Below are 12,477 nucleotides of genomic sequence, written 5' to 3' on the forward strand. Positions count from 1 at the left end.
TTCTTTGAATTTCCTTAGATTTATGCGAACAGGCTCAAGCAGCAATCATTCGCTTGCCGCTTGAGCCTGTTTCGCACATATTTTACTGTTTAAGCAAAGACATGGCCGCTTCTTCTGCAAGCGGTTTACTGAAAACATAACCTTGAATATGGTCACAGCCGGCCTTTGTCAGTATTGCCAGCTGTTCTTCTGTTTCCACGCCTTCAGCCACTACACTCATCCCCAAAGTATGCCCTAAATCAATAATTGAACCTACTACCTGCAACTGTACTTCATCACTGCTAATCTTGTCAATAAAGGATTTATCTATCTTTAATATCCCTACAGGCAAACTTCTTAAATAGGTTAACGAAGAGTATCCTATGCCAAAATCATCCAGCGCCAGGTTCACGCCAATATCCCGCAATTGACAAAGCTTGTGAACACTGTCTTCCATGGATTCAATGAAAACACTTTCCGTAATCTCAATTTCGATTTGTCCCGGCTTGATGCCGGCAGCCTCAATACTGGTGCGGACACAAGCAACAAAGTCCTCAGACATAAGCTGCCGTGGTGATATGTTCATCGCCACCTGAATATGCTCCTGGCCGCTGTCGGCCAGTCGCCGGGCAAAGCGGCAGGCTTCCTGCAATACCCATTGACCGATAGGCAGAATCAGTCCGCTTTGCTCAGCAAGGGGAATAAAGCGGGCCGGCGAAACGAAACCGTAGTCAGAACTATTCCACCGCAGCAGGGCCTCAAAGCCGACAATACGCCGGTCTGCTGCCGCAAACTGCGGCTGATAATACAGATAAAACTCCCCCCGCTCCAAGCCCCGGCGGAGTCTATTGGTTAACATCATTTTTTCATAGGCCGCTTTCAGCATACTGGACTTATAAAAACGCCAGCAGTTCCTTCCTGCCTGCTTGGCGGCATACATGGCACTGTCGGCCTTTTTCATCAGTTCCTCGGCCATAACACCATCCTCCGGATATACAACCAGCCCCACACTTGCCGACAGGTGCAGCTTCTCAAGCGCTACCTCGTACTCCTTGCAAAGTTCGCCAACCGTCTTGTCGGCAATTTGCGCCGCTCTGTCCCGGCTGTTTATTCCCGGTACAACAACAAAAAACTCGTCACCGCTAATGCGGGATACAAAAGCCTTTTCGCCAACAGCGGCAACAATATGCCGGCTGGCGGAAACAATGACAGTATCACCAAAGGAATGGCCAAAATTATCATTGACTGATTTAAGATCATCAATATCAATAAACAAAATGACACCGGCCGATTCACCGGCACGAGCCTTCTCCAGCTCTGCTTCAAGGTAATGGGTTAAACTGGCACGGTTCGGCAGCCCTGTCAATATATCGTGATAGGCAAGCTGCCTGATATCCTTCTGGACAAGGTATCGTTCCAGTGCTATCGAGGCCAGGTCGCCAAACTGACGCAGCCCTGCTAAATCCTCCTCACTGATAGGCTGTATTACCTGCTGCCAGCTTATTGTCAGGACGCCTTTCACTTTACCGGCCTGCTTCAGGGGAACCATAATCACACTGCTTATCAAATCACTCAAGCAGCAGTGTTCAACCCGTTCAGGATATTTACGGTAATCCTCAATATAGAAAATTTCACCGGTATTGTAAACATGCCCTTTCATTCCGGTTTGCGCCGGCTTGGGCTCACGGATAAGGGGGGTATCAATCCCAATGATATGATGAATATAAAAATGCTTGCCCTCAGCATCGAACAAACCGATATAACCGACCATCCCGCCAAGCAACTGAACGGCATTATGTAAAATAACCCGAAGAATATCTTCTGTTTCATCTTCCTCAACAGGCTGTGTTAAGAGACCAGTGATCGCCTGGTATTGCCGTTCCCGCAATAACAGCTTGTTTTCGGTCTTACGCCTGGCTTCGTTTTCATCAAGTAAGCGGTAATTGGTATCTTCGAGCGTTTCATTCACAGCTGTCAATTCCTCATTCATGGCTGTCATTTCCTGGTTAGCAGCCCCCAGCTGTGCCGTTCGCGCCTCAACCAATTCTTCCAAACGCTCACGATGCTGACGCAGTTCAGCTACCATCTGATTAAAGTTTGCCGCCAATATAGCAATTTCATTGGACGAATTGGTTGTAAGCCGTACTGCCAGATCACCCTCCTTGATTCGGTTAGTGGCATTTACAATATCCAGCAAGGGATCGGTTATTTTCCGCGAAAACCAGATGGTCAACAATGCTGAAAGAGCAATGACCAGGATGCCGACAAGGGTAGTCTTTACGGTCACATAACTCATAAAAGCCATAACGGCGCTTTTCTTTTGTACAACAATCAGACTCCAGGGGTCAGATGCTCCCGGCAGGGAAATGGTTCTGTAAGCACATATATACTCTTTACCGTCAAGCGCAGTGTATTCCCCCACTCCCACCTTACCTGCCATAACTTCGGCAACAATCGCCTGCAAAGAAGCTGTGCCTTCAAAACTAATCTCTTCGGTGATTTCATTATTCTTGTCATCTCTTAGCACTTTACCGTCGGCATCCCGCAATAATACCTTTTTCTTCATGGTTCTGTAATTATACAGTTCAGCAACCTGTCTCCGGTCAGGATGGGCAATCACCGCCCCGTCGCCATCTAACAGATAGGCGTAGCTGCCTTCCCCTGAATTGTAGTTCTCAACCATCTGCTGGATTTTCCTGACTTCAATATCGGCCATAAGCAGGCCGGTTAATTTGCCTTCATTATATATGCCATGCACAATGGTGGTGATAGGAGACTCGGAGGATATGGAATAATAAGTTTGGGAGATGTATGGCTTTCTCTCGGCCATAAATTTTTTAAACCACCAGCGTTCAAACCGGTTGGTTGGCGGCCCCTTTGAGCGGGCTAACTGATCTCCATTCAGTTGCGTCACAGCCAAAACTTGAAAAAATGGCTGCTCCCAGGTAATATCCACTAATAATTCCCGTTGTTTGGCAATATCTAATTTTTCTAACCCGGAATATTCAGCCAGCATCTGATTCACATTGTAAGCATTTTGCATAAACTGAGCAATGTTGGCTGCCAGGCTTTCCGCCATAACCGAGTTATTATGATGCATTTTCCTTTCATAATCTTCTGAGACTAAAGAGTAACTAATTGCCAGAGTGGAAACCATGGCTAACAAAATCAACGAACATATAATTAATGTCAATTGCCAGCGAATTGAGAAAAACATACAGAATCACTCTTCCGTACCAGCAGTCCGCCAAGTCTAAAGCCAGAGGATGAAAGCACACTATGGATTTGGGCTTAGCGGACTACTATATTTTCGTATCAATTAAATTATATGTACCTTTCTCTGTTTTTTCGACAATTCCTTGCAAAAAGCGTCTTTTGAAAAAATTTCATTCAAATCTAAGGGGACTGACTTCTCTTCATAAAAATAAATCGCACTGACTCCCCCTTCCCGAAGCGGCAGTCAGCGCGATGCAAATATGGGTCCACTGAAACGGTTACAGCCTTAAGACAGCTTTTTAACCGGCAGGACAATACTAAACTTGGTACCACCACCAGGCCTGCTCTCTACTCCGATTTTTCCGTCATGCTGCTCTACAATCCATTTGGCAATCGAAAGCCCCAGACCGCTGCCGCCTTTTTCCCGTGAACGAACTTTATCTCCCCGGTAAAACCGGTCAAATACGCGGGGTAAATCCTCGGCCGCTATTCCCTGTCCGGAATCTTCCACAGTCACGATCAGACTATTCCCCTGTTTATTGCCGGTAATTACAATCTCGCCAGGCGGCGGCGTATACTTTATCGCATTATCCAGCAGGATGACCAGCAATTGGTGCAATCGCTCCCGGTCTGCCGTCAACTCCAGCCGGTCACCGGTTGCTGCCCGCAGGGTAAGTCCCTCCATCTCTGCCAACGGCATAAACTGTCCGGCAATCATCTCAATTAATTCATTCAAATTTACCAGGCCTAATTTGATTTCAGACTGATTGGCATCCGATCTTGCCAGGGTTAACAAATCGGCAACCAATTTGGTCATACGTCTGACTTCCCGGACAATGTTGGTTACCCGGATACTTTCTTCTTCCACCGTATGGCTTGGATGGCGCAGCATAAGCTCGGCATTGCTATTAATTACAGCCAGCGGTGTACGCAATTCGTGTGAAGCGTCGGCAACAAACTGCTGCTGCCTTTCCCAGGACTCCTGGATGGGAACCATAGCCCGCCTTGCCAGCGAATATCCGGCAAGAATGATACTCAGCATCCCGATTACCAGTCCGCCGACAATAATAATAAGCAAGTTCCGCAGAGAATCATATTCGGAATCCACGACGCTTACGGCAATGACATTCCGTACATCAATGGAACCTTGCTCGGTCTCAAGGACAGTCTCATCATACCGGTACGGAATACTAATCACCCGGTAAGCATGGTTTTCCAGTTCCCGGGTCTGAATTTGCCCTGGCGGTAAATGGGAGACCAGATCTGCCAGGTGCTCGACATCTACCTCCTCGTTGCGGAATACTCTGACCAGCCTTCCCTGGTCATCCTGCAGCAGGGTAAAGATACGCGGATCAAATAAAGCGCGATTCCGGACGGGAGGCGCCAGTCTGCCGCCGGCTATTTTAAAATTATAGGCCCTGAACCGCATGGCTTCATCCACTTTGTCAAACAGACGATAGGAAACATAGCCATAAATGACTGTCCCGAAAATCACGAAAATCAGCAAAAACACTATAGAATTCATGGCCGATAGCCGGCGCAGCGTGCGATTAAACATGACTACTTCTCCTTAAACATAAAACCGGCGCCGCGTACGGTACGCAGCAGGTTATCATGTCCGGATTGAGCCAGCTTTTTACGAAGATAGTGAATATATAAGTCGACAACACTAATGGTAGTTTCCGACTCAAAGCCCCAGACACGGTCAAATATTTGCTCTCTGGTTAAAATCTGTTCTTTATTTAATACCAGAAATTCCAGCAAATCATACTCTTTGGTAGTTAACCCCAAGGCCTGCCCCTCGATAAACCCGTCACGCATCTTACTGTCGATCGTAACTCCGCCATAGCTGATAGTTCCATCACTGGCCAGCGCACCCCCGCGCCTGAGCAAGGCTTTTATTCTGGCCAGCAGCTCCTGAATAGCAAAAGGCTTAACCAAATAATCATCGGCCCCGGCTTCCAGGCCATACACCTTGTCTGCCACACTGTCGCGTGCTGTCAGCAGCAAAATAGGGACTGTATTGTCAACAGCCCGAACCGCCTTAACAATTTCCAGACCGCTAATCTCAGGCAGCATAATATCCAGTATTAATAAATCATAAATTGCCTGCTGGGCTAAATATAACCCCTCATCCCCGGCAGCCGCCTCATCGGTAACGTAATTTTCCTCGGCCAGAAGAGAAATTATCGCTTCCCGTAAGGCATGATCATCTTCGACAACCAAAATTCTCATCAAACCACTCCTGCCTGTAGTATTTCCCAATATGCCGGCGTAAAGCAAAAAACTTTACTGTATGTATGTAGTACCTTACGTCACCTAACTATTTGAATTATATAGCAGTCTTTTTCCGTCCTGCATCATTGCCGTCTCCTTACATATGTCCGGGATGCGCAGCTCCTCCACTTAACAGGGAGAAAAAATCCTTGCTGTCTAATCTCAAATTTTAAGTGGCGCAAGGTATTAGTCTGCACCTACTGAAAGCGTAGGGCATTATTCTTTCCCTGTCAAGTCGGAAAGCTCTCCGGTACTGTCAAGCGGCCACGGTTCCAGCAAAATAACAGGCGGCTCCGCCTCGGCTTGTGGTTTGGCTGCAACGGCTGGCGAAGTTGTTTCCTGGATGCTGAAGACCTCTTCTATAGCTGCCGCAGGCTCTGATGCATAAATCATGGCGGCTACCGGCATAGCCATGATTAAACAGGTGGAAACCAGACTCAGCGCATTGCTGAGTAAGCGTTTTAGCATTTTTTCCATCTTCCCCACCCCCAACGGTTTACTTCGATGTTTGTAGTATAGCGTAAATTTTTTTGTATTCTTTTTGAAAAATAACCTGTACGCCTAATTGCCTGTATTTTTTTGTTTGAAAAAGCTGGAAGCTCAAGCTGACTATTCCGCGCCGGGCCCTGGGCCGGCGCGCAAAACTTATGTATGCTGTCAGGTAAAACCAAGGGAGCACCTGCCGCTAAGCAAGTGCTCCCTTTAACTTATTTCCGGCCGTTAATGCCGCAACAGCCTACAAATCCATGATAATCGGTAGTATCATGGGCCTGCGTCCTGTTTTTGCAAACAAATATTTGCCCAAAGCTTCCCGAATACCGGCCTTAAGAGGCGCCCATTCGGTTATCGGCTGGTTTTCAAAACGTTCTAAAACACTTTTCACGATTTTGCGCGATTCGTCAATCAAAGCATCGGAATCACGAACATAGACAAAGCCGCGGGAAACAATATCCGGACCGTCTAAAATACAACCTCTGGCTTTGTCCAGGGTAACAACGACAATCAATACGCCGTCTTTGGATAATTGCCGCCGGTCCCGGATGACAATATTGCCGACATCACCAACACCTAACCCGTCTACGAAAATTTTCCCGGCTGTCACTTTACCGGCAAAGCGTCCTGTCTCGGCAGTAAACTCAAAAACATGGCCGTTCTCGCCAATAAATACATTTTCCTTGGGTATTCCTATTTCAGTTGCCAGTTTTCCATGTTGTTTGAGCATCCGGTGTTCACCGTGAACAGGAATGAGGAACTTCGGCCGCACCAAATTCAGGATAAGCTTGAGCTCCTCCTGGCTGCCATGACCGGAAACATGAATACCTGACGATCTTTCATACACCACATGAATACCCAGGCGCAACAGCGCATCAATAGTCCTGCCCACAGACCGCTCATTGCCGGGTATGGGATTAGCAGCAATCAGCACCGTATCGCCTGGCGCCAATTCCAAGCTGCGATGGCTCCTGGAAGCCAAACGGCTAAGTGCCGCCATAGGTTCTCCCTGGCTGCCGGTAGTTAAAATCAAAATTTGGTTTTCCGGATAGCGGCCGATTTCATCGACACCAATCAGCACCCCTTCCGGTATGGTCATATACCCCAGCTCAGTAGCCTTGGTTATGACAGTTACCATGCTCCGGCCCAGCAGGGCTACTTTGCGTCCATACTCACACGCCGAATTAATGGCTTGCTGCAGCCGGGATACATTGGAAGCAAAGGTAGTCAGAATAATGCGTCCCTTGGCTGAACTGAAATGTTCATCAAGCGCTTCACTGACAGTGCGCTCTGATTTGGTGTAGCCTTCGCGCTCGGCATTGGTGCTGTCAGACAGCAGCACCAGTACTCCCTGATTGCCCAGTTCGGCAAATTTGTGAATGTCGATAATCTGGCCGTCAACCGGAGTCTGATCAAGCTTAAAGTCCCCGGTATGAACAACCGTTCCCAGCGGAGTCTTTATGTAAACCGCCAGTGCATCGGCAATGGAATGATTGACCCGGATAAAGCCAACCTCGAATTGGCCAAGAGTAATAGCATCGCCAGGGCCCACCGGAATCAGATTACGGTCAGATACAGCATACTCCTTTAGCCGGCCTTCCACTAAGCCTAAGGTAAGCCTGGAGCCATATACAGGCACATCGACCTGACGCAGCAGATAAAACAGGGAGCCAATATGGTCTTCATGCCCGTGGGTTAAGACGACTGCCTTAATCTTATCCTTGTTATCAAAAAGATAACTCATATCCGGTATCACCAAATCAATGCCCAGCATGTCTTCTTCGGGGAATGCCAAACCTGAGTCAACAATAATAATATCATCACCGTAGCGGAATACTGTCATATTCTTGCCAATTTCGCCAAGACCCCCGAGCGGAATAATTAAAAGTTTTTCGTTCTTGTTCAAGAGAACCTCCTGTAATTTTTTATTCTAGGAAAGAAAACACGGCTTGCGCCAGCCTTTGGCGGCGACGGTGGAAACCGGTGTTGTCCTTATCCTGTGTTTAAGAAAGTATTTTTTCTGTTAGGATAAAATGAGAAACTAGGACCCCCGGCAGGTCCTAGTTTTTACTCAACGTTACATTATCATCCGCACAATATGATTAAAATTAACGCCGATCACTAACTAGTGCTTATATTATATACAATCGACAGCTAATTTGCAAATTTTGGCTGGTAATGGAGATTTTATCCGATGATATCGTCAACTTGTCTCAGCCCCTCACCACTGCCAAGGGTCCCCGGGGATTTGCACGGCGAACTTACCGCCGCTTATTTCTAAATCGGTGCCGGTAATATAACTGGCGGCATCGGAGGCAAGAAAGACAATTCCTGCCGCCACTTCATTAGCGGCACCGGCCCGGTTGAGCGCAATCTGTCCCAGTGTTTCTGCCGGCTGTTCAGCAAGGCGCCGGCTATTCATCTGAGTATCAATAACACCGGGGATATAGCCGTTTACGCGAATGTTATAAGGAGCCAGTTCGGCAGCCAGCGTCCGCGTCAAACTGGAAATAGCCGCCTTGGAGGCAGCATAAGCCCCGCCGCCTGCCGAGGGAATAACGGCAGCATACGAAGAGGCATTTAAAATAACGCCACCCTTGCCTTGCCGCATATACCGGGCTGCTGCCTGCGCCCCCAGGAACACCGACTTGAGATTAACAGCCAGGATAGTATCCCAATCGGCTTCAGTCATATCCATTAACTTTGCCTTAAGAGAAATTCCCGCGTTATTTACCCATATGTCCAGTTTTCCATAGCTGTCAAAAACCGTTCGGGCAAATGCACTGATTTCCTGCTGGTTGGCAGCGTCAGCCTGGCAGGTTAGAATTTCCCAGCCCTGCGCTTTCATCGCAGCTTTAAGCCGTTCAAGCTTGTCCTGGCTGCGGCCGCATACCGCCACCTTGCAGCCTTCCTGAAGAAAAGCCTGTACGCAGGCTTCACCGATGCCTGCCGTACCGCCGGTAATAACCGCTACTTTTCCCGCTAAGTTTACATCCATGCTCAATACCTCCTTAGAATAAGAAAAACCACCGGGGTGTGGGTGGCCACTATGCCTAAGCGCCAGCGGCGCAGCGTTGGATGACGTCCGCCCGCACCAGGGTCTTGTTGTGGCATGCAAACTTATGCTTGCCGTTAGGACAACAGAAGGCTATGAGATATTTTTCTCACAGCCTTCTGCCAGTTATGCCTTTATTCCGGGTTGCCTTAATGATTCAGCAGCCGCTTCCTTTTTGGGGATGGCAAGCACTGAAATTGTACCGAGGATAGCGAAGGTCGCCAAGAAATACATACCTGCGTTGGTTGAGCCTGTCGCATCTTTCAGGAAGCCGACCATATAAGGTCCGAAGAAGCCGCCCAGGTTGCCAACCGAGTTAATGATGGCAATGCCGACGGCAGCGGTGGCTTCCGACAGGTATAGATTTGGCAGGGACCAGAAGGTGCCGACAAACGAGTAGATGGCAGCCTGGCTTACACAGAGCAGCAGCATGGAAGTTATGAGATTATCGGTCATGGTTAGACCAATCAAGCCAAAGAAGGCTATCCCGATCGGCAAGGCGGTGTGATACCGGCGTTCCTGCAGAGCGTCAGAACGTCTGGCAACATAAACCATGGCAATGATAGCGCACATATAAGGAATTGTGGAGATCAGGCCGATATTGGACAAGCTCATAGCCTTTGCCAGATTTTTCAATATCTGCGGCATCCACATGCCAAGGCCATAGAGAGCAAGAACATAGCAAAGGTAGCAAAACGCCAGATGCCACACGCGGGAGTTTTTAAATACTTCCCATTTATTGGCAACCTTAACCTTTAATTGTTTGGCCACATGCTCGCGCTCTAATTCGGCGAGCAGCCATTGCTTCTCCTCAGCGGTAAGAAACTTAGCCTGGTCAGGTCTGTCAACCAGAACAAACAAAGTAACAAAACCCAGGATGACAGCAGGCAGTCCTTCCAAAATGAACATCCAGCGCCAGCCGGCCAGTCCCATCCAGGTCACGTTCTCCATGATCCAGGACGATATCGGGCCGACGATAATATTAGCCAGCGCCATGCCGCACATAAACAGTGACATGGTTTTCGCAAAGTGCTTTGTCGGAAACCAGAAAGTAAAGTACAAAACGATGCAGGGATAAAAACCGGCTTCCGCGGCACCAAGCAGACCCCGCAGGATGGCAACATGGGTAACATTTTGGGCAAAAGCCAGGAAAACCGTTACCAAGCCCCAACTGACAAGAATCCTGGCAATCCACTTGCGGGCGCCCACTTTATGCATGATAACATTACTGGGAACCTCAAAAAAGAAATAAGTTATGAAGAAGACACCGGCCAGCATGCCAAACATGCTGGCACTGATTCCCAAATCCTTGTTCATCTGCAGCGCAGCAAAACCGATATTTACCCGGTCCAGCATAGCCACAATATACAACAGCATAACATACGGCACAATCTTCCAGCGTATTTTACTCATAAGCTGGTTTTCGCGTTCTTCGGTAAAGACTACATTTGCCAATCAACACACCTCCAAATATAATTGCATAATTTTTTCGTGTGACCAGTACCACTTTGTACGTTTTTGAACATTCTGTCTTTTAAAGCGGTATTTAGCTTGTATATATCAGCCTCCCTTATTGCATTTTTTAAAATTTAGCCAGCCATGATACTGTATGTTACTCTAGCTAAGCTACAAATTTATGAGGGCCAGTCCATCACCTTGACCGGTGATGGACTCCCCTGCCGGCAGCTTACTTTTCCAACGCTGCTAAGAATTCTGCTTCTTCGGCGGCGCTCATTTTGTAAGTATGCTCCGCATCATCCGGGAATTGCCCCTGCCGGACTTCCTCGGTATATGCTTTAAAGGCATTGGTCAGATGTTCGCCAACATTGGCGTATTTCTTCACAAATTTCGGCGTAAAGTTATCATACATGCCAACCATGTCGGCATAGATCAGCAGCTGACCATGGGTGCCGGAACCGGCGCCAATACCCAGAATCGGAATACCGGCCCTGTCGGCAATGGCTTTGCCTACCGCCGTCGGCACACCTTCCACCAGGATGCTGAAGGCACCGGCTGCTTCAACGGCTTTGGCCTCATTTACAATTTTCATCGCAGCCGACGCACTGCGGCCCTGGGCTTTGTAACCACCGATTTGGCCCATGAGCTGCGGGGTCAGGCCAATATGACCCATAACCAGGATACCGGCTTGCTGGATAGCTCTAATCCGGCTGGCAATGAGCGGGCCGCCGCCCTCTAATTTGATGCAATCCACCAGCGCTTCTTTCACCAAACGACCGGCATTGGCTACAGCGTCTTCGTCGGATTTCTGGTAGGACATATACGGCATATCGCCGACAATAAAGGTATTGGGGGCGCCACGGCGTACTGCCTGACAATGACGGACCATATCATCCATTGTTACCGGGAAGGTGGTATCATAACCCAGGCACACCATCCCCAGCGAATCACCCACCAGGATCATATCAACTCCGGCTTTTTCCTGCATTTTAGCCGTAAGATAATCATATGCCGTCAAATATACAATCTTTTCTCCATTTTCCACCATTTGCGCAAAATCATTAATTGTTTTCTTTGCCATGCTATCGCCTGCTTTCCTCTTTTTTTATCTGACTAGGGTGCTAACTATGGAGCATTGTCAAGGCACCCTCCGCCTGCGTAAGTAAATGGCTGCTTAGATATCCAGGCCTGCGCCCTCGGTACAGGTACGGGCCAGTTTTTTGTACATTCGTAGCAGCGGTGTCGTATCTTTTACCGGAAATACCTTAGTCTTTTTGCGTTCCGCCAGCACGGCCGCCACTTCCTGCGGTACGGCTTCCCTGCCGTTAATTCCGACAATATCCAGGGTGCGGGCAGCAACATCCATATGAATTATGTCGCCGTCCTCGAGGTAAGCAATCGGCCCGCCTTCCACAGCTTCCGGGGCTATGTGGCCGACAGCCGGTCCCCGGGTCGCACCGGAGAAGCGCCCGTCGGTAAACAGAGCCACACTGCTTGACAGCTCCGGCATATTCCAGAGGGCTTCTGTCGTTCGCAGCATTTCAGGCATGCCTGAGCCTTTCGGACCTTCAAAGCGGATAAAGATAGCGGTATTGGGCCCGATCTTTCCTGCCAGAAGCTGCTCCACCGCTTCTTCCTCTGAATCAAATACCCGCGCGGTTCCGGTAAAATTATGGATAGCTTCATCCACACCGGATAACTTAATGACAGCTCCTTCCGGTGCCAGATTGCCTTTGAGAATTTTGATATTTCCCTGGGGCTTCACCGGACTTTTCCGGGTTTTAACAATATCGCCCGCCTGCAGCTTATAGTTGCTCAGGTAGCTGTTCACTTCAGCAAACCAGCCTGTCGCTTCCAGCTCGTCCAGGTTTTCACCCACCGTCTTGCCGGTAACCGTCATCGCGTCAAGATACAGCATATCCCTCAATTCCCGCATCAGCGCCGGCACCCCGCCTGCATACCAGAACAGGTCTGTGGGCCATTGCCCGCCTGTTTTCAGG

Annotated in this window: 9 protein-coding genes; all 9 read right to left on the reverse strand. The window is 48.7% G+C overall.

Features of this window, described 5'->3' with window-relative positions:
* Positions 1-82 precede the first annotated feature (82 nt).
* Positions 83-3,196: an EAL domain-containing protein gene (locus tag GT1_RS19345; RefSeq protein WP_188400086.1), complete on the reverse strand. Its 3,114-nt coding sequence runs from the start codon at positions 3,194-3,196 to the stop codon at positions 83-85.
* Between the two features lie 285 nt (positions 3,197-3,481).
* On the reverse strand, positions 3,482-4,753 hold the full coding sequence (locus GT1_RS19350; RefSeq protein WP_188400087.1) for a cell wall metabolism sensor histidine kinase WalK: 1,272 nt from the start codon (positions 4,751-4,753) through the stop codon (positions 3,482-3,484).
* A gap of 2 nt (positions 4,754-4,755) precedes the next feature.
* The gene (locus GT1_RS19355) at positions 4,756-5,430 is read right to left on the reverse strand and encodes a response regulator transcription factor (protein WP_075753026.1); all 675 of its coding nucleotides are present in this window, start codon (positions 5,428-5,430) and stop codon (positions 4,756-4,758) included.
* Between the two features lie 258 nt (positions 5,431-5,688).
* Positions 5,689-5,949, reverse strand: a complete 261-nt coding sequence (locus GT1_RS19360) for a hypothetical protein (protein ID WP_188400088.1) — start codon at positions 5,947-5,949, stop codon at positions 5,689-5,691.
* Positions 5,950-6,208: 259 nt separating this feature from the next.
* A complete protein-coding gene (locus tag GT1_RS19365; RefSeq protein ID WP_188400089.1) occupies positions 6,209-7,870 on the reverse strand; it encodes a ribonuclease J in 1,662 nt (553 codons plus the stop codon).
* Positions 7,871-8,185: 315 nt separating this feature from the next.
* The gene (locus tag GT1_RS19370) at positions 8,186-8,962 is read right to left on the reverse strand and encodes an SDR family NAD(P)-dependent oxidoreductase (RefSeq protein WP_188400090.1); all 777 of its coding nucleotides are present in this window, start codon (positions 8,960-8,962) and stop codon (positions 8,186-8,188) included.
* Between the two features lie 183 nt (positions 8,963-9,145).
* The gene (locus GT1_RS19375; protein WP_223226383.1) at positions 9,146-10,474 is read right to left on the reverse strand and encodes an MFS transporter; all 1,329 of its coding nucleotides are present in this window, start codon (positions 10,472-10,474) and stop codon (positions 9,146-9,148) included.
* Positions 10,475-10,706: 232 nt separating this feature from the next.
* Positions 10,707-11,558, reverse strand: a complete 852-nt coding sequence (gene panB, locus GT1_RS19380) for a 3-methyl-2-oxobutanoate hydroxymethyltransferase (protein ID WP_075753005.1) — start codon at positions 11,556-11,558, stop codon at positions 10,707-10,709.
* Positions 11,559-11,651: 93 nt separating this feature from the next.
* The coding region (locus GT1_RS19385; protein ID WP_188400091.1) for a dihydroxy-acid dehydratase at positions 11,652-12,477 on the reverse strand (826 nt) is incomplete at its 5' end.

Origin of the sequence: Sporomusa sp. GT1 (genome assembly GCF_014634905.1) — a bacterium.
Lineage (GTDB): Bacteria > Bacillota > Negativicutes > Sporomusales > Sporomusaceae > Sporomusa > Sporomusa sphaeroides.

Bases quoted from the DNA above. Each gene is read 5' to 3' on its own strand.
- GT1_RS19370 (WP_188400090.1), bottom strand. From the start codon at position 8,962: ATGGATGTAAACTTAGCGGGAAAAGTAGCGGTTATTACCGGCGGTACG.
- GT1_RS19355 (WP_075753026.1), bottom strand. From the start codon at position 5,430: ATGAGAATTTTGGTTGTCGAAGATGATCATGCCTTACGGGAAGCGATA.
- GT1_RS19350 (WP_188400087.1), bottom strand. From the start codon at position 4,753: ATGTTTAATCGCACGCTGCGCCGGCTATCGGCCATGAATTCTATAGTG.
- GT1_RS19345 (WP_188400086.1), bottom strand. From the start codon at position 3,196: ATGTTTTTCTCAATTCGCTGGCAATTGACATTAATTATATGTTCGTTG.
- panB (WP_075753005.1), bottom strand. From the start codon at position 11,558: ATGGCAAAGAAAACAATTAATGATTTTGCGCAAATGGTGGAAAATGGA.
- GT1_RS19360 (WP_188400088.1), bottom strand. From the start codon at position 5,949: ATGGAAAAAATGCTAAAACGCTTACTCAGCAATGCGCTGAGTCTGGTT.